The 19,162-nt window shown below is 69.8% G+C and carries 15 protein-coding genes; 11 read left to right on the top strand and 4 right to left on the bottom strand.

The genetic code is table 11. The features are described 5' to 3' along the window. Nucleotides 1-46: 46 nt before the first annotated feature. The gene (locus tag LVB77_RS13455) at nt 47-1,444 is read right to left on the bottom strand and encodes a GntP family permease (protein WP_232906609.1); all 1,398 of its coding nucleotides are present in this window, start codon (nt 1,442-1,444) and stop codon (nt 47-49) included. Nucleotides 1,445-1,685: 241 nt separating this feature from the next. Between LVB77_RS13455 and LVB77_RS13450 the strand changes: the two genes are divergently transcribed. The 3 genes from LVB77_RS13450 (at nt 1,686) to LVB77_RS13440 (ending at nt 8,002) form a co-directional block, all read left to right on the top strand. Then, nucleotides 1,686-3,887, top strand: a complete 2,202-nt coding sequence (locus LVB77_RS13450) for a TonB-dependent receptor (RefSeq protein ID WP_232910291.1) — start codon at nt 1,686-1,688, stop codon at nt 3,885-3,887. 289 nt (nt 3,888-4,176) lie between these two features. After that, nucleotides 4,177-7,527 carry a PAS-domain containing protein gene (locus tag LVB77_RS13445; protein WP_232906608.1) on the top strand — a complete coding sequence of 1,117 codons (3,351 nt, stop codon included), beginning with the start codon at nt 4,177-4,179 and terminating at the stop codon, nt 7,525-7,527. Nucleotides 7,528-7,705: 178 nt separating this feature from the next. Then, nucleotides 7,706-8,002 carry a hypothetical protein gene (locus LVB77_RS13440; protein ID WP_232906607.1) on the top strand — a complete coding sequence of 99 codons (297 nt, stop codon included), beginning with the start codon at nt 7,706-7,708 and terminating at the stop codon, nt 8,000-8,002. A 400-nt stretch (nt 8,003-8,402) separates the two neighbouring features. Here the strand turns inward: LVB77_RS13440 and LVB77_RS13435 are convergent, their stop codons facing one another. Next, entirely contained in the window at nt 8,403-9,068 is a 666-nt protein-coding gene (locus tag LVB77_RS13435) for a response regulator transcription factor (protein WP_232906606.1), read from the bottom strand. 199 nt (nt 9,069-9,267) lie between these two features. On the opposite strand from LVB77_RS13435, the gene LVB77_RS13430 reads away from it, so the two are divergent. From LVB77_RS13430 to LVB77_RS13395, 8 genes are all read left to right on the top strand, one after another. Further along, nucleotides 9,268-11,013: a D-(-)-3-hydroxybutyrate oligomer hydrolase gene (locus tag LVB77_RS13430; RefSeq protein ID WP_232906605.1), complete on the top strand. Its 1,746-nt coding sequence runs from the start codon at nt 9,268-9,270 to the stop codon at nt 11,011-11,013. 250 nt (nt 11,014-11,263) lie between these two features. Beyond that, nucleotides 11,264-11,878 (top strand): CDP-alcohol phosphatidyltransferase family protein, encoded by a 615-nt coding sequence (locus LVB77_RS13425; protein ID WP_232906604.1) that lies wholly within the window; start codon nt 11,264-11,266, stop codon nt 11,876-11,878. A 198-nt stretch (nt 11,879-12,076) separates the two neighbouring features. Beyond that, nucleotides 12,077-13,270, top strand: coding sequence for a class III poly(R)-hydroxyalkanoic acid synthase subunit PhaE (gene phaE / locus LVB77_RS13420; RefSeq protein ID WP_232906603.1), 1,194 nt, complete (start codon nt 12,077-12,079; stop codon nt 13,268-13,270). Nucleotide 13,271: 1 nt separating this feature from the next. Continuing rightward, nucleotides 13,272-14,342: a class III poly(R)-hydroxyalkanoic acid synthase subunit PhaC gene (locus LVB77_RS13415; protein WP_232906602.1), complete on the top strand. Its 1,071-nt coding sequence runs from the start codon at nt 13,272-13,274 to the stop codon at nt 14,340-14,342. A 412-nt stretch (nt 14,343-14,754) separates the two neighbouring features. Further along, nucleotides 14,755-15,480, top strand: a complete 726-nt coding sequence (locus tag LVB77_RS13410) for an SGNH/GDSL hydrolase family protein (RefSeq protein WP_232906601.1) — start codon at nt 14,755-14,757, stop codon at nt 15,478-15,480. A 7-nt stretch (nt 15,481-15,487) separates the two neighbouring features. Further along, entirely contained in the window at nt 15,488-15,880 is a 393-nt protein-coding gene (locus LVB77_RS13405; protein ID WP_232906600.1) for a DUF5329 domain-containing protein, read from the top strand. Nucleotides 15,881-15,920: 40 nt separating this feature from the next. After that, nucleotides 15,921-16,127 carry a PspC domain-containing protein gene (locus tag LVB77_RS13400; RefSeq protein ID WP_232906599.1) on the top strand — a complete coding sequence of 69 codons (207 nt, stop codon included), beginning with the start codon at nt 15,921-15,923 and terminating at the stop codon, nt 16,125-16,127. Beyond that, the gene (locus tag LVB77_RS13395) at nt 16,094-16,567 is read left to right on the top strand and encodes a hypothetical protein (RefSeq protein ID WP_232906598.1); all 474 of its coding nucleotides are present in this window, start codon (nt 16,094-16,096) and stop codon (nt 16,565-16,567) included. Before LVB77_RS13400 ends, LVB77_RS13395 begins: the two co-directional genes overlap by 34 nt. A 285-nt stretch (nt 16,568-16,852) precedes the next feature. Here LVB77_RS13395 and LVB77_RS13390 read toward each other — a convergent pair whose 3' ends face one another. Both LVB77_RS13390 and LVB77_RS13385 read right to left on the bottom strand, forming a co-directional pair. Continuing rightward, entirely contained in the window at nt 16,853-17,644 is a 792-nt protein-coding gene (locus LVB77_RS13390; RefSeq protein ID WP_232906597.1) for an NRDE family protein, read from the bottom strand. A gap of 48 nt (nt 17,645-17,692) precedes the next feature. Continuing rightward, nucleotides 17,693-19,156 (bottom strand): DUF1501 domain-containing protein, encoded by a 1,464-nt coding sequence (locus LVB77_RS13385; protein WP_232906596.1) that lies wholly within the window; start codon nt 19,154-19,156, stop codon nt 17,693-17,695. Nucleotides 19,157-19,162 lie beyond the last annotated feature (6 nt).

Raw genomic sequence — 19,162 nt, 5'->3', positions numbered from 1 at the left:
ACGCGGGCCAGCGTACAATAGGCCGGGGCTGGCGTCGGCGTCCGCCTCAGACCAGCCCGGTCGAGTAGTACAGCCCGATCACCACGAACACCGCCAGGGTCTTGACCAGGGTGATCGCGAAGATGTCCTTGTAGGCCTGGCGATGGCTGAGGCCGGTGACGGCCAGCAAAGTGATCACCGCGCCGTTGTGGGGCAGGGTGTCCATGCCGCCGGAGGCCATCGCGGCGACGCGGTGCAGCACTTCCATCGGGATACCGGCCGCGTTGGCGTTGGCGATGAAGGTCTCCGACATCGCCGCCAACGCGATGCTCATGCCGCCGGAGGCCGAACCGGTGATGCCGGCCAGCGCGGTGACGGTGACGGCCTCGTTGACCAGCGGATTGGGGATCGAGCCCAAGGCGTTGGCCACGATCAGGAAGCCCGGCAAGGCCGCGATCACCGCGCCGAAACCGTACTCGGACGCGGTGTTCATGGCCGCCAGCAGCGCGCCGCCGATCGCCGACTTGCTGCCCTCGGCGAAGCTGGCCATCACCGGTTTCCAGGCGAAGGCGAGCACGCTGAGGATGCCGATCAGCAAAGCGCCTTCCACGGCCCAGATCGCCGCCACCTTCGCCACGTCCTGCACCACCGGCGCGGCCTCGCCGATCACCGCCGGGTCGAAGCTGTGGCTGGCGCCGTAGTAGGCCGGGATCCAGCCGGTGAGCAGCTTGTTGGACACGCCGACCAGCAGCAGCGGCAGGATCGCCAGCGCGGGATTGGCGAGCTTGCCGCCCACGAACGGCGCCGGCTCGTTGAGCAACTGGTCGCCATAGCCTTCGCCGGCCTTGAGCGCGCTGCGCCGGCGCCAGTTCAAATAACTCAGGCCCACGATCAGGATGAACACGCCGCCCAACGTGCCCAGCCACGGCGCGGCCCAGGCGTTGGTGCCGAAGAACGAAGCCGGGATGATGTTCTGGATCTGCGGCGTGCCCGGCAACGCGTCCATGGTGAAAGTGAACGCGCCCAGCGCGATCGTGCCCGGGATCAGGCGCTTGGGGATGTCGCTTTGGCGGAACAGTTCGGCCGCGAACGGGTAGACCGCGAACACCACCACGAACAGCGACACGCCGCCGTACGTCAGCAGCGCGCACACCACCACGATCGACAGCATCGCGCGCTCGCGCCCGAGCAGGCGGATGGTCGCGGCCACGATCGCCTTGGAGAAACCCGACAACTCGATCAGCTTGCCGAAGATCGCGCCGAGCAGGAACACCGGGAAGTACAGCTTGAGGAAGCCGACCATCTTGTCCATGAACAGGCCGGTGAACATCGGCGCGACCAGGGCCGGATCGGTCAGCAGCACCGCGCCCAGCGCCGCCACCGGCGCGAACAGGATCACGCTGTAGCCGCGGTAGGCCACGAACATCAGGAAGCACAGCGCGGCCAGCACGATCAAGAACGCCATCTAACGATCCCCATTCCCTCGGGTGCCCCCCGAACGGCGCGCGGGCGGACTGTGGCCCCGCACGAGGGCGCAGTGTCCGCGCCCCGGCGTTCGACGGGCATTGTCCGAAGGTACAGCTGCCGGGCCGCACCGCCGCCTTCTAGTCTGTGCGCCATGACGGGAACGCCCGTCCGCCGCCTGTCGGTCGTACCGCCGCCGGCGTCACCTTGGGGAGGAGAGCATCGTGATCGGACGTACCACCATGAGCCGTCGCAGTCTGAGTCTGGCCATCGCCTGCGCGCTGCTGGCGCCGACCGCCTGGGCCCAGGATGCCGCGCCCGCCGCCGAGGGCGAACAGGCCAAGACCCTGGGCTCGGTCACCGTCACCGCGCGCAAGCGCGAGGAGACGCTGCAGGAGGTGCCGGTCGCGGTCACCGCATTCACCGCCGAGTCGCTGGATCGCCTGGCGGTGGAGGATCTCAGCGATCTCGACGCGCAGGTGCCCAACCTGACCATCTACGCCGCGCGCGGTTCCAGCAGCACCATCACCGCCTACATCCGCGGCGTCGGCCAGTCCGATCCGCTGTGGGGCGTGGACCCAGGCGTGGGCATCTACATGGACGACGTCTACATCGCGCGTCCGCAGGGCGCGTTGCTGGACGTGTTCGACGTCGACCGCATCGAAGTGCTGCGCGGTCCGCAGGGCACGCTGTACGGCAAGAACACCATCGGCGGCGCGATCAAATACATCTCGCGCGGCCTGCCGACCTCGTTCGACGGTTTCGCTTCGGTCACGGTGGGCAACTACAACCAGCTCGACGTCAAGGCCGCGATCGGCGGCCCGATCGGCGGCGACGACGCGCTGCGCGGCCGCATCGCGGTGGCCAGCCTCAACCGCGACGGCTTCGGCAAGAACGTGGTCACCGGCCAGGACGTCAGCGACAAGGAAATCCTGGCCCTGCGCGGCCAACTCGGCGCCTACGTCAACGACGACCTCAACATCCAGTTCGCCTTCGACTGGATGGACGACCAGTCCGGCGTGCGCGGCGCCAAGATGCTCGCGGCCAACCGCTTCGCCCCCGGCACGGCGCCGATGAGCAGCCGCTACGACGTGCGCAACGGCATGCCCAACGTCAACGACACCACCATCAAGGGCGCCTCGGCGACGGTCAACTGGAACGCCAACGAGAACTGGGCGTTCAAGTACGTGCTGGCCAAGCGCGAGTCCGACACCGAGACCAACATCGACTTCGACACGCTGCAGAACAAGATCGCCGACGTGAAGGCGTTCTACAGCGACCAGCAGGTCAGCCACGAGTTGCAGGCCAACTACGATGCCGGCGGCCGCGCGCGCGGCGTGATGGGCATCTACGCCTTCGACGGCGAGGCCGGCGGCCAGGTCCTCAATAATTTCTTCAATCTGTCTTTCGGCGACACCCAGGGCACGGTCTACACCAAGAGCATCGCCGCCTACGCCGACTGGACCTTCGATCTCACCGACCGCCTCAAGCTCGACGTGGGTGTGCGCTACACCGACGAGGACAAGCGCGCCAAGGTGCTCAACCGCGGCTATCGCGACGCCAGCTTCACCGTTCCCAACGGACTGGTCGCGGCCAGCTTCGACAAGCGCATCGGCTTCAAGAACACCTCGCCCAAGGTCTCGCTGGACTATCAGGTCACTCCGGACATCCTGCTGTACGGCCTGGCCACGCGCGGCTTCAAGTCGGGCGGCTACAACATCCGCGCGCAGGCCACCGCGGTGCCGCGCTCGGCCGAGCCGTTCGACGACGAGGTCGTCGACAGCTACGAGATCGGCAGCAAGATGTCGTTCCTGGATCAGACCATGTTCCTGAACCTGGCCTACTTCCACAACAAGTACAAGGACATCCAGCTGTCGGTGTTCACCGCCTACGACAGCAACAACGACGGCACCAACGACGCCTTCTTCGGCGACTTCACCAATGCCGGCTCGGGCACCGTCGACGGCCTGGAAGTCGAATACCAGTGGCTGCCGAATCAGAACTGGCTGATCTCCGGCAACGTCGCCTGGCTGGACGCGAAGTACGACGAGTTCCTGTACGCCGGCGTCAACATCGCCAAGGAACAGGAGTTCACCAACGCACCGGAATTCTCCGGCGCGCTCAACGTCGAGTACCGCACCGACCTGTCCAGCGGCGGCAACCTGGCCGCGCGCGTGGGCTACAGCTACCAGAGCGACGTGGTCGCCACCACCGAGATCGTGCGCACCGGCGCGGTGCCGATCACCCAGGACGGCTATGGCCTGATCAACGCCGGCGTGACCTGGAAGAGCGGCGGCCCGTGGACGGTGTCGCTGCAGGGCACCAACCTGGCGGACAAGGAGTACCGCACCACCGGTTACAGCCTGAACTCGGCGCTGGGCGTGTTCACGGGCTTCTACGGCGCGCCGCGCCAGTACACGCTGTCGGTGCGCTACGACTTCTAAGAACGGGGAGCGCAGCTGAGGGGCTGCGGACGGGCCTTCGCTCTTTGGGCGGGGGCTCGTTTTTTTTGGGGAAGGGAAGCAACGGCAAAAGCAAATCCCCCCTGGCCCCCCTTTTTCAAAGGGGGGGAATCCATCGCAAGTGGAGGGGTGAGCGGACACGACGCGCCTGCCTTGTTTGCCTTGCTGTTGTTCCCCCCTTTGCAACAGGGGGCTAGGGGGATTTGCTCTTGCTCTCCCAGCCCGCCAATCCCACACGCTATCCTCCCGCGATGTCTCTGCGCCGCTGCCCATGCTGAGCCTTACCGCCGTCGCCCTGGCCAGCGTGGCCTGGCTGGCGCTGATGTTCGGCACCGCGCTCTACGCCGAACGCCGGCCGACCGTGCTGGCGCGCCACTGGCGGCACATCTATTCGCTGTCGCTGGCGGTGCACTGCACCTCGTGGACCTTCTACGGCACCGTGACCCAGGCCGCGCGCTACGGCTGGCCGCTGCCGCCGACCTTCCTGGGCTCGATCCTGCTGTATGCGCTGGCGGTCGGTTTCATGATGAAGCTGGTGCGTCTGGCGCGCGAAACCAATGCGACTTCGCTGGCCGACCTGATCGCCACGCGCCTGGGCAAGGACGCCTGGCTGGCGGCGACGGTGACCCTGGTCGCGGCGCTGGGCCTGATCCCCTACATCGCGCTGCAGCTCAAGGCGGTGGCGATGAGTTTCGCCATGCTGACCACGCGCTCGCCCGACGCCGCCGCGTCGCCGGCGTGGCAGGACAGTGCGCTCTACGTCGCGCTGGCGATGGCGCTGTTCGCGATGCTGTTCGGCACCCGCCGCGCCAGCGCGGCCGAGCACAATCGTGGCCTGGTGCTGGCGATGGCGTTCGAGTCGGTGTTCAAACTCGCCGCGATGCTGTCGCTGGGGCTGTTCGTCTGGTTCGGCCTGGACGTGCCCGCGGTCGCCGCCGCGCCGACGCCGCCCGCCGATCCGGCCGGCGGCTTCGCGCCGCTGGTGCTGTTGGGCGCGCTGGCGATGTTCATCCTGCCGCACCAGTTCCATGTCGGCGTGGTCGAATGCCGCGACGAACGTGACGTGCGCACCGCACGCTGGCAGTTCCCGTTGTACCTGGTGTTGATCGCTTTGCCGGTGTTGCCGCTGGCCAAGGCCGGTCAGGCGCTGCTGGGCGGCAGCGGGGTGCCGTCGGACTTGTACGTGCTGGCGCTGCCCTTGTCGCAGGGCCACGAAGGCCTGGCGCTGTTCGCGTTCCTGGGCGGACTCAGCGCGGCCACCGGCATGGTCGTGGTCAGCACGCTCACGCTGAGCCTGATGATCGGCAACCACTGGTTCGCGCCCGGTTTGTTGCGCGGCCTGTGGTCGCGCAACGACGGCAGCGATCTGCGCGGGCATGTGCTGGCGCTGCGCCGCAGCGGCATCGTGGCGATCATGCTGCTGGCCTGGGCCTACAGCCGCCTGATCGCCGGCAGCGAGGCGCTGGCCGACGTCGGCGCGGTTTCGTTCTCGGCCCTGGCCACGCTGGCGCCGGCATTGGCCTTCGCGGTGTGGCGGCCGCAAACGCCGCCGCGCGCGGCGGTGATCGGCGTGCTCGCCGGCTTCGCCGCCTGGGCCTGGGTGCTGCTGCTGCCGATGATGCTGGGCGCGCGCGGTGCGGCGCCGGTCTGGCTGGAGGCCGGACCGTTCGGCCTGGGCTGGCTGTCGCCGGACGGATTGTTCGGCTTGACCGGCTGGAGCCGGCTGGGGCGCGCGGTCGGCGCCAGCCTGTTCGTGGGCACGTTGACGACCGTGATCGCGGCGGTATGGCGGCGCGAGGCGCCGCGGCGCATGCAGCGCGGTCTGGACGTGCAGACCCTGCGCGATACCGGCCTGCGCTTCCTGCCGCGCGAGCGCGTCGCGCAACTGCTGCAGGGCGTGCCCAGCGGCGAGGCCGTGGCCGCGCAGATCGAGGACCGCGTCGAGCGCGAACTGGCGGCGGTGCTGGGTTCGGCCTCCGCGCGTGTGCTGCTGGATGCTGCGCGCCGCGACGCCGGTCGCGATCTGGACACGGTCGCGGCTATCGTCGGCGAGGCCTCGGCCGACCTGCGTTTCAACCAGCGCGTGCTCGAGGCGGCGCTGCAGAACATGAGCCAGGGCATCAGCGTGGTCGACGCGCAGTTGCGGCTGGTGGCCTGGAACCGCCGCTATGCCGAGCTGTTCGATTTCCCACCCGAACTGCTGCAGGTCGGGCGGCCGATCGCCGAACTGTCGCGCTGGGCGCTGCAGCGCATGCCGCCTTCGGGGCGGCCGCTGCAAGGGCAACTGGAACGCGCGCTGGAACGCAGGCTCGCGTTCATGCGCGCGGGCACGCCGCATCTGTCCGAACGCGTGCTGCCCGACGGCAGCATCGTCGAGATCCGCGGCAATCCCATGCCCGGCGGCGGCTTCGTTGCGACCTTTACCGACGTCACCGAGTTCCGTCGCGCCGAGGCCGGCCTGATCCAGGCCAACGAAACCCTGGAACAGCGCGTGATCGAGCGCACCACCGATCTGGAAATCGCCAAGGGCGAGGCCGAGCGCGCCAACGACGCCAAGAGCCGCTTCCTGGCCGCGATCGGCCACGACCTGATGCAGCCGCTGCACGCCGCGCAATTGTTCGCCGACGCGCTGTCGCAGCAGGCGCTGGGTGCGCAGCAGCGCGAGACCGTGGCGCAGATCAGCGGCGCGCTGGATTCCACCGGCGATCTGCTGACCGGGCTGCTCGACATGTCGCGCCTGCAGGCCGGCGGCCTGGTGCCGCAGCCGCGCGATTTTCCGCTGGCCGAGGTGCTGGAACCCTTGGCGTCGGAATTCGGCGCGATCGCGGCCGCGCGCGGTCTGCGCTTCCGCTATGTCGCCAGCGACGCCTGGATCCACAGCGATCCGCAATTGCTGCGGCGGGTGTTGCAGAACTTCCTGGCCAACGCGGTGCGCTACGCCGTGCGCGGCAGCGTGCTGCTGGGCGTGCGCCGCGACGGCGCCCATCTGCGCATCGAGGTGCACGACACCGGCCCGGGCATCGCCTTGGAGCATCAGGGCGCGATCTTCGAGGAGTTCCGCCGGGGCGAAGACGCGCCGGGGCAGGGCCTGGGCCTGGGCTTGTCGATCGCCGACCGCATCGCCCAATTGCTGCAGGCGCCGTTGAGCTTACGCAGCCATCTGGGCCGCGGCACGGCGTTCGCCGTACGGGTGGCGCGCGTGGCCGCGCGCGGTTCGCACATGGGCGCGCAGCGCGCGCGAGGCGGCCGCACCGGCCTGCGCATGCTCGCGGTCGACAACGATCCGCAGGCGTTGGCGGCGCTGGCCGAGTTGTTGCGGCGCTGGGGCTTCGAGGTCGATACCGCGGCCGACGGCGTGCAGGCGCAGCGGCTGATGAGCGCGGCGCCGGCCGCGCTGTGGCTGTTCGACTATCACCTCGATGGCGGCGACACCGGCGTCGCCCTGGCGCAGCGCCTGCGCGAGACGTTCGGGCCGCGGCCCACGCTGATCCTCAGCGCCGACAGCGGCGAAGTCGTGCGCCGTGCCGTGCACGAGGCCGGCCTGTCGTTGCTGACCAAGCCGCTCAAGCCGCTGGCCCTGAAGTCGGCCTTGGACCGCATGCTGGCGGCGCGCGAGTTGTAGCGCGGCTGACTGGCGTCGCGCCCGATGATGCGATGCGTCATCGCCGGATCGTGAATGCGCCGATTTTCTTGCGCTGCGTCGAGGAATCGCGCGCGATGCGCGCGTTGGTTGGCGACTCGCGGCCGGGCTGGGCTAAGGTCCGGCGGGCAGGGGGTTCGCGTTTCAAAGGAGAGGAACGATGAAGACCACGGCTACCGTGTGTTCGTACGCGTTGGTGTTGGGCCTGGGCCTGTTCGCGGCGTTGCCGGCGCAGGCCTCGTGCCAGAGCATCTGCGTGCGCCTGTACAACCTTTGCCTGGCCAGTGGCGAGTCGCCGGCCTCGTGCGAGGCCGAACGCGCCGCATGTTTCGCCGATTGCGGTTCGGGCAGCAAGGCCTTGAGCCTGCAGCCGCGCGAACGGGCCTGCACGGCGTCCGCGCAACGGCTGCAGTGCGACTATCGCGCGCCGGCGCGGCCGCGTTTGACGGCGGGTTGATCGGCGAAAGCGAAACGCCGGGAGCGGTGCCGATGGCGCCGCTCCCCTTAGCGTACGCGCCCGTGCTCCCTGTAGGAGCGGCGTGAGCCGCGACCGCGACACTTCGGCTACGGCGTATTGGCCGATGCTGGCCTGGCGGTCAATAGCATCCGGGCTGCCGTCGCGTCGACGGCTTGGCTAGTGCATCGCGGCTTACGCCGCTCCCACAGAAAGCCGACGCAGTTTGAGAGTGTTCGGCTGGCGGGGTGGCGTCGTTACGGGGGTGTCGCGGTCGCGGCTTGCGCCGCTCCCACAGAAAGCCGACGCGGTTTGAGGGTGTTCGGCTGGTGGGGGGGGCGTCGTTACGGGTGTGTCGCGGTCGTGGCTTACGCCGCTCCTGCCCCACAGCTGCGGCGCGGGTTCAATCGGCGATCTGGCGGGCGGGGTCGCTGAGTTCGAGTTCGCGCAGGACCACGCCGGCCTGGGTGCGGTTGCGCACGCCGAGACGGTCGAAGATCGCCGAGAGGTGGGCCTTGACCGTGCGTTCCTGCACGTCCAGGCGGTCGGCGATCTGTTTGTTGAGCAGACCGTCGGCAACCAGGGTCAGCACGCGGAACTGCTGCGGCGACAGGCTGGCCAGGCGCGCGGCCAGGGCGGCGTCGGCGCTGGCGCTGTCGGTGCGCGCGACCGCGGCGCGCAGCGAGGCCGGCAGCCATTGCTCGCAGGCCAGCACGGCGCGGATCGCGTCGCGCAGTTCGTCCAGGCCGGCGCTCTTGGGCAGGTAGCCGGCGGCGCCGTGATCCAGCGCGCGGCGGACCACGCGCGGGTCGTCGTTGGCCGATACCACCACCACCGCCACGCCCGGGTACTGGGCGCGGATCGCGGCCAGGCCGGCCAGGCCGTGGTTGCCGGGCATGTGCAGGTCCAGCAGGACCAGGTCGATGCCGGGCTCGGCGTCCAGCGCGGCCAGTACGCCGTCCAGCGTGTCGGTTTCGCGCACCAGGGTGTCGGCCACCGCGTCGGAGGCGGCCTGGCGCAGCGCGGCGCGGAACAGCGGGTGGTCGTCGGCGATCAGTAGGGTCGGCATCGCCGCTAGCCTAGCGCACCCGGCCGCGCGCACGGGCGGGGCTGTACGAAAGTACGATGAGCTCGTGCGCGCGGCTTGCTAGGCTCGCGGAATGAATCCGTCCAATTTCCGCGTCGCGGCCGCGTGCGCCGCACTGGCCGTTCCCTTCCTGCTCGCCGCCTGCGCCGGCGGCGCCCGTGTCGCGAAGGAGTCCGCACCGATGTTCAGCGCGCAACGCGTCAGCGAACACCGCGGCAGCGACGACCTGCTCACCGCCGGGCTCGGCCTGGCCGGCCTGCGCGCGCTGGCGCCGCCCGCGTTTGCGCAGGCCGATGCGCCGACCGTCGCCGAACTGCGGCGCCGCGCGATCTGGGCCAACTGGCGCGGCATCGCCGACCTCGCCCCCGGCGGCGGCTACGGCGAGCTGTACGGCAGCACCGCCGGCGTACCTGGCCGCGAATTCAGCGCGCTGGCGACCGTACCCGGCGCGAGCAAGCCGCACCGCGTGCTGGTGCAGGTGCCCGACGCATTCGACGCCGGCAAGCGCTGCGTGGTGGTCGCCGCTTCGTCGGGCTCGCGCGGCATCTACGGCGCGATTTCGGTCGCCGCTGCCTGGGGCCTGCCCAAGGGCTGCGCGATCGCCTACACCGACAAGGGCGCGGGCACCGACTACTTCGATCTGGACGCCGGCGAGGGCGTGCGCGCGGACGGCACCGTGGGCGCGCGCGACGCGACCCTGGCGTTCCCGCCCGATGCCGGCGTCGGCGTCACCGGCATCGCCTTCAAGCACGCCCATTCGACCGACAACCCCGAAGCCGATTGGGGCCGGCATGTGAAGCAGGCCGCGCAGTTCGCGCTGCAGGTGTTGGACGAGGCGCTGCCGCAATCGGCGCCGTTCACCTTCGCCAACACGCGCGTGATCGCGGTCGGCATCTCCAACGGCGGCGGCGCGGTGCTGCGCGCGGCCGAGCTGGAAGGCCGCGGCGACGAAGCCGGCTGGCTGGATGCGGTGGTCGCCGGCGAACCCAGCGTGCTCGCGCAGGACGGCCGCGCGCTCTACGACTACACCACCGAAGCCGCGCTGCTGATGCCGTGCGCGCTGCTCGATCCGGCGCTGGGCCCGCTGCCGCAACCGCCGCTGGCCGCACAGGTCGCGCCCTTGTGGACGCAGCGCTGCGCCTCGCTGAAAGCCGCCGGCCTGGTCGAGGGCGGCGACACCGCCGCGCAGGCGCGCTCTGCGCACGCGCAGCTCAAGGCTCAGGGCTGGACCGACGAAGCCCTGCGCGCCGGCGCGCTGTCGGTCGGCTTCGACCTGTGGCGCGCGGTCGCGGTCACCTACGCATCGGCCTACGGACGTTACCGCGTCGGCGAGCATCCCTGCGGCTATTCGTATTCGGCGCTGAATCCGGATTTCAGCGCGCGCACTGCCACCGCCGCCGAGCGTGCCGCATGGTGGGCCGACGGCAGCGGCATTCCGCCGGGTGCGGGCGTGGGCATCGTCGACACGCGCATGCAGGCACCCGATCCCGGCTTCGCCGGACTGCAATGCCTGCGCGCCTTGTGGCAAGGGCAGGGCGTCGATGCCGACCGCGTGCGCAAGGGCGTGGCCGAAACCCGCGCTGGCCTGCCGCGCGAAGGCTTGCCGATCATCGTGATCCACGGCCGCGACGACGGCCTGATCCCGCCGGCGTTCACCAGCGCGCCCTACGTGCGCCAGGCCCAGGCGGCCGGTCGCGAAGTGCGTTACTGGCAGGTGCGCAACGCCCAGCACTTCGATGCCTTCCTGGGCTTGCCCGACTACGGCGCGCGTTATCTGCCGCTGCTGCCTTACGTGTACGAAGCGCTGGACCGTGTTTCGGCGCGGCTGGACACGGGCGCGGCGCTGCCGGCGGACGCCGTCATCGACACCGTGCCGCGCGGCGCGGGCAAGCCGGTGTCGGCCGCGAACCTGGCGATGCCGCGCTGACGACGCCACCGGCTATCGGACGGGCTTGGACGCGACCTGAGCCGTCACCCGCAGGCTGACGGTCGCGACTCACGTCGCTCCCACAAGCCGCCACGCATGCTGGACTTGGAAACGCGGCGCGGTCGCGCATAGCGGGCGCCGCCGCCTTCCCGCCGATTCGTCAAGGTCTTGCCTGTCTCGCCCCGGCTTTGGCAGGCTGTGACTTTCCACCTCCGGCCGCCGTCCGCGGCGCCCGGTCCAGGAGCGCCGCATGCAGCGCCATTTTTCGATGCTCCGCGACTTCCATCTCGCGGACTGGTTCACCCTCGCCAACGCCTTCTGCGGCACCGGCGCGATCTTCGCCGCGATGCGTTTCCTGCAAGAGGGCGGCGTGCGCGACCTGATGATCGGCATGGCGCTGATCCCGCTGGCCTTTATCTTCGATGCGCTCGACGGCCGCGTCGCGCGCTGGCGCAAGTCTTCGTCCACGCTGGGACGCGAACTGGATTCGCTGGCCGACGTGATCTCCTTCGGCGTCGCGCCGGCCGCGCTGGCTTATGCCTGCGGCTTGCAGGGCGGTTGGGACTGGGCGGTGCTGAGCTACTTCGTCGGCTGCGGCGTGAGCCGCCTGGCGCGCTACAACGTCACCGCCGAGGCGCTCGCGGGCGACGACGACAAGGTCAAGTACTTCGAAGGCACGCCGATCCCGACCAGCCTGCTGCTGGTGGTGGTGCTGGCGGTGGCGGCATGGCAGGGCGCGATCGGCGCGAACCTGTGGTTCGGCGTCGTCCAGCTCGGCCCCTGGCAGTTCCATCCGCTGGTGCTGATGTTCGCGCTATCCGGCTCGCTGATGATCAGCAAGACGATGCGCATTCCCAAGCCCTGACCGCGGTTCAGGTTCGATACGCCACAGCGCGTTCGCGCCGCTTCCTGTGGAAGCGACGCGAACCGCGATCGTGCGCCCCGCGCAAGCCGGGTCACCCACACGCGCAGGTACGGAGACGCGGCGCTGCCGTGCCGTGAGGCACAGGCTGACGCCGCGCAACACGGCGTTGTTATGATCGGACCAAACTTGGAGGGTGCGATGGCCAATCACGGATTCGGGCAAGGCGGCGTTGGGCAGGGCGGTTTCGGGCCTGGCGGCTTTGGACAGGGCGACTTCGACGCCGTCGCGCGCCAATACTGGAACGCCTGGGGCGAACTGATGCGCGGTGCGCCGGCGCCCACGGCGACTGCGGCGCCGGGTTGGAACGAGGCCGTGCAGTGGTGGTCGCAGCTGGCCCAGGGCGGACGCAGCGACGCCAACGAAGCGCTGGAGCGTTTCAACAGCCAGGCGCGCGGCTGGTTCGGGCAGATGCAGCAACTGGCGGCGCAGTTCGCCGGTCGCGACGCGTCCGCCGGCGACATCGCCCAGGCCTGGAAGCAGGCCCTGGGCGGTGGCGGCGCCAATCCTTTCGCCGAGGTGTTCGGCAGCATGCGCGGCCCGGGGCAGAACGATTTTTCGCAATGGTTCGAACAGGCCGCGCCCTATCTGCAGCAATGGCAGCGCGACGGCCAGTCCTGGCTGGGCGTGCCCGCCTTCGGTTTCGCGCGCGAGCACCAGGAACGCCTGCAGGCGCTGGCCCTGGCGCATTCCAACTACCAGCAGCAAAGCCAGGCCTACAACGCGCTGATGGCCGAGGCCGGCCAGAACGCCTTCGCGCGCTTCGAGGACAAACTGGCCGAACGCAGCGAGCCGGGCCGCCAGTTGCAGTCGGCGCGCGCGCTGTTCGATCTGTGGATCGACGCCGCCGAGGACGCCTACGCCGAGATCGCGCTGTCGCCGCGCTTCCGCGATGCGTACGCGGCGCTGGTCAATTCGCAGATGAAACTGCGCGGCGCGATCCAGACCGAGGTCGAGCACGCGACCGGGCAGTTCGGCATTCCTACCCGCACCGAGATCGACGCCGCGCACCGCAAGATCGTGCAGTTGGAGCGCGAAGTGCGACGCCTGCGCGACGCTATCCAGGCGTCCGCGCCCGCGCGCGCGACAGCGACAGCGCGCAGCGCCGAGCCCGCGGCCAACGACGCGCCCCGCGCCAAGCCGGTGCCGGCCGCGCCGAAAGCGGCCGCGGCCAAGTCGGCCAGCGCCAAAAAACCTGCGGCGAAGAAGTCCGCGATCGCGCGCCCGCAGCCGCCGGCGCGTCCGCTCGCAAGTAAGGTCGCCGCCAAACAAACCGCCAAGCCGACCAAGGTGAGCAAGCCGGGCACGAGCGGCAAGAAGCAGGGAGCGCGCTGAGATGACCGGACCGATCCAGTTCACGCCCGAATCGCTGGCGCAGGAAGCCATGCGCACCCAAGCCAAGCTGCGCGCCGGCCTGGACACCTTGCGCGAGGTCGACGACGTCGATTACGGCGCGACCCGCAAGGAAGAAGTCTGGCGCGACGGCAAGGTCGCGCTGTACCGCTACCGCGGCGAAACCGCGCCCACGGCCAAAGTGCCGCTGCTGATCGCCTACGCGCTGGTCAACCGCCCGTACATGGTCGATCTGCAGTCGGACAAGTCGATCGTGCGCGGCTTGCTCGAGCGCGGCGAGGACGTCTACATCCTAGACTGGGGCTATCCCGACCGCTCCGACCGCTACCTCGAGCTGGAGGATTACATCCAGCGCTTCCTCGGCGGCGCGGTCGATTATCTGCGCGGCGCGCACCGCATGGACGCGATCAACCTGCTCGGCATCTGCCAGGGCGGCGCGTTCTCGCTGTGCTACAGCGCGTTGAACCCGCGCAAGATCCGCAATTTCATCGCGATGGTCACCCCGGTGGATTTCCACACCGGCGACAACATGCTGTCGAACTGGACCCGCAACCTCGACGTCGACCAGTTCGTCGACACCCTGGGCAACGTGCCGGCCGACCTGATGAACTGGTGCTATCTCACGCTCAAGCCCTGGCGGCTGTTCGTGCAGAAGTACGTGGGCCTGGTCGACATCCTCGACGACAAGCGCGCGCTGGAGGATTTCCTGCGCATGGAGAAGTGGATCTTCGACTCGCCCGACCAGGCCGGCGAAGCCTTCCGCCAATTCATCAAGCAGTTCTACCAGGGCAACGGCTTCGTCAAGGGCGGCATCGACATCGGCGGCCGCGCGGTGGACCTGGCTTACCTGGACATGCCGGTGCTGAACATCTACGCCGAGCAGGACCACCTGGTTCCGCCCGATGCCTCGCGCGCGCTGCGCGACCTGGTCGGCACCACCGACTACACCGAGCTTTCGTTCAAGGGCGGTCATATCGGCATCTACGTCTCCAGCCGCGCCCAACGCGAAGTGCCCAGCGCCATCCACGACTGGTTGGAACAACGCTCACGCTGAGCGACGGCGTGCATTGTTGAGCCGCGCCACCGCCGAGCGGCGGCGCGAACTGCGGTCCCGCGTTCCGGCGAAGGCCGCGATCGCTGCGCTTGGCGTCTAGGCAAGAGAAGCAGGCCCTTGCTTTAGCTGTCGTCCCCGCGAAGGCGGGGATCCCAGTGCCTTGAGCGCCATGCAACGCCCACTGTCGCCGCCTCTGCTCTGCCGTCATTCCCGCGAACGCGGGAATCCAGCGCCTTCAGCGCTATGCAACGTCCGCCGCCGCTTCAGCTGTTTTTGCCGTCATTCCCGCGAACGCGGGAATCCAGCGCCTTCAGCGCCATCCAACGCCACCCTCAGCCGGCACCACAGGCCTCTCGGCAACCACCACGCCAGCGCGCTAGGCTAACCCCTGGTCCGTCTCGAGCCCCCACGCATGCGTCTTCCGCTCGCCTCGCTGCTCCTGATCCTGCTCGTCGCCTGCCAAAGCACGGCGCCGTCCGCCGACGCCGCGAACGCAGCGCCCGCGACCCCGGCGGCGCCCGCCGCCCCGGCCACCGCCGCCCCCGACTCCTCCCAATTCGAAGCCGACATCGCCGCCTTCGAAGCCGAGGACAGCCGCGTGCGCCGCATGCCCGGCGCGGTGGTGTTCGTCGGCAGCTCCTCGTTCCGCCTGTGGACTACGCTGAACGAGGACCTGCCCGGCATCGTCGCGATCAACCGCGGCTACGGCGGCTCGCGCGTGTACGACTCGGTCCACTACGCCGATCGCATCGTCACCCCGTACCAGCCGCGCGCGGTGGTGTTCTACGCCGGCGACAACGACCTGCAGGAAGGCCGCACCCCGCGTGAGGTCGCCCGCGACTTCGCCGCCTTCGTCGAGCGCGTGCGCAAGGCACAGCCCAAACTGCCGGTCGCCTTTGTCTCGATCAAGCCCAGCCCCGTGCGCGCCCATCTGCTGCCGCAAGTGCGCGCCGCCAACGCCCTGATCCGCGAGTACGCGGCGTCCCAACAGGTCGCCTATCTGGACGTCTACACGCCCATGCTCGACGCCCAGGGCCAGCCGCGCGAAGAATTGTTCGTCGCCGACCGCCTGCACATGAACGAAAAGGGCTACGCGATCTGGACCAGCGTGATCGGACCCTGGCTGCGTGGGTTGTAATGCACACATGAAGCCGCGCCTGCCCATCCTCGCTCTCGCGCTGTCGGTCTGTTTCGCCGTGCCGGCCCTGGCCGCGCCGCCGCCGCAGGCCGAGCGCGAGATCGAACAGCTGATCGCCACCCTGGGACGCTCGGGCTGCCAGTTCCAGCGCAACGGCAGCTGGTACGACGCGGCCCAGGCCCAGGCGCATCTGCGCAAGAAGTACGCGTATCTGCGCAAGCGCGACATGGTCGCCAGCGCCGAGCAGTTCATCGAGCGTGCCGGCAGCGAAAGCAGCATGAGCGGCCGCGCCTACCAGATCCGCTGCGGCGCCGCCGCGGCGATGCCGTCCGCGGCCTGGCTGCGCGCGCGCCTGAACGAGATCCGCGCCAAGCCCGCCGCCGCGCCGCCCGCGCGCTGAGGCGTTAAACTGCCGGCGTCGCCGCCAGGAGCCAGCCGTCATGAGCGAAGCATCGCGACCCTTCGTCCGTTCGCGCCACGACCGCATGATCGCCGGCGTGGTCGGCGGCATCGCCCAGCGTTTCGGCTGGAACGCGACCCTGCTGCGCGCGATCTACGTGATCGTGTCGATCGCCTCGGTGGCGTTTCCGGGCCTGCTGGTCTATCTGATCCTGTGGCTGCTGATGCCGGAAGAGGGCACCGCCTGAAACCCTGGCTGCGCGTCGCCGGGCAGGCGCTCGGCATCCTGTGGGCGGCGCCGGTAAGCCTGCTCGGCCTGCTGGCCGGCGTCGTCGGCATGGCGCGCGGCGCGCACGCGCATGTGCGCCGGCGCGACCTGGCCTTGGTTTTTCATCGCTGGCCATGGGGCCCGGGCGGTGCGATCACGTTGGGCAACGTGATCCTGCACACCGGCGACAGCCTGGACTCGCCCTGCGTCACCTATGCCCATCGCGCCGGCCATGGCGACGAGGCCGAGATCCAACTCGCCGACCATGAACGCGCGCACGTCTACCAATACATGGTGCTGGGCGCGCTGTTCCTGCCGCTGTACTTGCTGTGTGGCGGCGTCAGCGTGCGCAACCCCTTCGAACGCGCGGCCGACCGCTACGCACAGACCGGCCATGGCTGGTGGCCCTGGGGCGCCTAAGCCGCGACATCACGGAATTTTGACCGCGGCCTAACGCCGCCGCGCGTACGGTGGCAGCGTCGGAGAAAAACCAACGGACGCGAGTCCGATGTAAACCGCTCCGACACGGAAGGCCCAGCCACCCGAGGGACACCTCGAAGCCTGGGCCTTCTCATTGGGGATGCGCCGCTGACCGACCTTCGCCCTCTGTGGGAGCGGCCGCGCTAGCGGCATGGGTCGAGCTTGCGCCGTCGTCCGCGGCTGCACGATCGCGGCTGACGCCGCTCTCACAGACAGCGATCTGGCTCAGCGCCGCAGCGGCAACACCGCCGCGGTCTCGCCGCCCGGCGCGGCATCGGGACCGTAACGGCGTTCGACGAAGACGATGGATTCGTGGCCGACCAGCACGATGGTGCTGCAGCGGGTGCCGTAGCGTTCGCCGCGCACGAACGGCGGCGACAGCACGCGCTCCAGTTCCAGGCCCACGCCGGTGTCCGGCAACGCCGCATCCGGCGCGGGCGTGGTGTCGGCGAGTGCGGCGAACAAAGGCTGCAGCGCGGCCGCGTCGGGCGCGGCCTGTTCGGAGGCGGGCGAATCCAGCCACGCCGTCAGCGCGCGCGTGGCGTGGCCGCTCTTGGGCCATTGCGCGTCGAAGGCGCCATTGGACATGGCGTGCATGCCCGCTGCGATCGGCGATTCCAGGTAGTGCGGGTAATTGCTGGCGAAGCTCAGTTCGTCGCCGTCCCACAGCACCAGATTGAAGCGGCCGTAGTCGGGTGCCTGCTCGCGCACCGTCGCCAAGGTGTCGCGCGCCGATGTGTTGCCGCGCACGAAACCGCGCACCAGCGCGCCGCGCGAACGCGGCGCGGCATCGGGCGCGAGGCCGGCGCGCACGTTGGTCACCGCGGCCAGGCGGCCGCGCGTGGACACCATCAGCCAGCCGCCGCCCTGGACCAGGTCGCGGCCGCCGTAGACATCGGGCGTTTCGGGATCCGGACCGGCCGCGGCGGCGGCGCGCGCGTGCGATTCGTCGCGGTTGGCGATCAGGGCGAGCGGGTAGCGCGGATGGCTACGCCAGGACAGGGCGATCAGGCACATGCGTCATGCTACCCCGGACGCGGCGCGGCCGCGTCCGTAGAGCGTGCGTCAACGATGGCGAATGATGCGCGGGTCGCTCAACAGGCGCGCCAGGTAATCGCGCCGGTCGCGCGATTGCGGCATCGGCTGCTGCGATACCGGCAGCGGCACGGCGGGTTGCGCGGCCATGCTCATGGCGCCGCCCTGCAGCGCCAGGTCGGTGCCTTGGACGATGCCCAACGGCGTGTAGCCGCTGTAGCCCGGGAAGACCGTGCTGAGCTGGTTGTGGCCCATGCGCCGGACCAGGATTTCCGAGAGCACGCGGCGATGGTCGGTGGTCACCGGCACGTCGCCGTAATAGGCCGACAAGGTTTCCGGATTCAGGCCCGGCCACTGGCCGTAGAAGCGGCGGCCGTTGACCGCGCCGCCCAACACCATCACCGGATTGCCGTAGCCGTGGTCGGTGCCGCGGTTGGCGTTCTCGCGCACGCGGCGGCCGAATTCGGACTGCACCACCGTGGTCACGCGCGAGAGATGCCCGCTCGCGGCCAGTTCGTTGTGGAACGCGGCCAGCGCCGCCGACAGCTCGGCGATTTTGTTCTGGTAGTAGTGGTAGCCGGTGCCGGCGCTGCCTTGGCCGTCGTGGGTGTCCCAGCCGCCCAGGTCGAGGGTGGCGTAGCGCAGGCCGAGGTTGAAGCGGATCGACTGCGCGATGGTCCACAGCTGCTCGGCGAAATTGCCGGTTGGCCAGTTGGCGGGCAGCGCGGCGTAGCTCTGTTGCGCGATCACGCGCAAAGAGCCGTCGGCGCGTTTGCCGGCGTCTTCCAGGCCGGTGCTGCCGTTCCACAGCGCGGCCAGGGTTTCGTTGACGCCGCGCAATCCCGCCGGCGAGTCGTTGCGCGTCTTCTGCCATTGCCACGCGCCCGCGTCGAGGGCGAAGTCCGAAGGCCGGCCCATGGTCAGCGCACGCGTGGTGCCGTTGAGATTGGCCGGCTGGCGATTGTTCACCGCCAACGCCGGCATGGGCTCGGCGCCGCTGGTGCCGGGTTGGCTGTTCATCGCGCGCGCCAGCCAGCCCACACCGCCGCCTTGGCCCGGCGTGCCGAGATCGATCGACAGCTGTGCGTCGAAATGGCTGCGCGTGACCGAAGTCAGCAGCCCGCAGGCGTGCACGATCGCCAACTGGCCGGTGTTCCAGATATCGCGCAGACCGGTCGCCGACGGATGCAGGCCGAAGCCGGTCGCCGCGCCGCCGGCCAGGGTCAGCGGCAGCGCGCCGTAGGTGCCGCTGGTGGCGATCTGCAGCGCCGGGCGCGCTTGTTCGTAGAAGGTGCGGTCTGCGCCGTCGACGGGCACGACCAGGTTGAGGCCGTCCATGCCGCCGCGCAGGAACAGGAACACCACGGTGTCGTGCGCGTTGGCCGCCGCTTCGGCGGCGCTGGAAAACAGCAGGGTGGGGCCGACCGCGCCTACCGCGGCGGTGGCGGCGCAGGCCTTGAGGAAACCGCGCCGGCTGAGAGTGATCGAAGACATGGCGGG

This window comes from Lysobacter sp. 5GHs7-4, from assembly GCF_021284765.1.
In the GTDB taxonomy this organism is placed as follows: Bacteria; Pseudomonadota; Gammaproteobacteria; order Xanthomonadales; family Xanthomonadaceae; genus Lysobacter.
The sequence above is the reverse complement of the archived record's forward strand: the minus strand, read 5'-3'. Positions and strand labels throughout refer to the sequence as shown.

Coding starts and splice junctions, on each gene's coding strand:
- LVB77_RS13455 (WP_232906609.1), bottom strand. CDS start 1,444: ATGGCGTTCTTGATCGTGCTGGCCGCGCTGTGCTTCCTGATGTTCGTG.
- LVB77_RS13450 (WP_232910291.1), top strand. CDS start 1,686: ATGAGCCGTCGCAGTCTGAGTCTGGCCATCGCCTGCGCGCTGCTGGCG.
- LVB77_RS13445 (WP_232906608.1), top strand. CDS start 4,177: ATGCTGAGCCTTACCGCCGTCGCCCTGGCCAGCGTGGCCTGGCTGGCG.
- LVB77_RS13440 (WP_232906607.1), top strand. CDS start 7,706: ATGAAGACCACGGCTACCGTGTGTTCGTACGCGTTGGTGTTGGGCCTG.
- LVB77_RS13435 (WP_232906606.1), bottom strand. CDS start 9,068: ATGCCGACCCTACTGATCGCCGACGACCACCCGCTGTTCCGCGCCGCG.
- LVB77_RS13430 (WP_232906605.1), top strand. CDS start 9,268: ATGTTCAGCGCGCAACGCGTCAGCGAACACCGCGGCAGCGACGACCTG.
- LVB77_RS13425 (WP_232906604.1), top strand. CDS start 11,264: ATGCAGCGCCATTTTTCGATGCTCCGCGACTTCCATCTCGCGGACTGG.
- phaE (WP_232906603.1), top strand. CDS start 12,077: ATGGCCAATCACGGATTCGGGCAAGGCGGCGTTGGGCAGGGCGGTTTC.
- LVB77_RS13415 (WP_232906602.1), top strand. CDS start 13,272: ATGACCGGACCGATCCAGTTCACGCCCGAATCGCTGGCGCAGGAAGCC.
- LVB77_RS13410 (WP_232906601.1), top strand. CDS start 14,755: ATGCGTCTTCCGCTCGCCTCGCTGCTCCTGATCCTGCTCGTCGCCTGC.
- LVB77_RS13405 (WP_232906600.1), top strand. CDS start 15,488: ATGAAGCCGCGCCTGCCCATCCTCGCTCTCGCGCTGTCGGTCTGTTTC.
- LVB77_RS13400 (WP_232906599.1), top strand. CDS start 15,921: ATGAGCGAAGCATCGCGACCCTTCGTCCGTTCGCGCCACGACCGCATG.
- LVB77_RS13390 (WP_232906597.1), bottom strand. CDS start 17,644: ATGTGCCTGATCGCCCTGTCCTGGCGTAGCCATCCGCGCTACCCGCTC.
- LVB77_RS13385 (WP_232906596.1), bottom strand. CDS start 19,156: ATGTCTTCGATCACTCTCAGCCGGCGCGGTTTCCTCAAGGCCTGCGCC.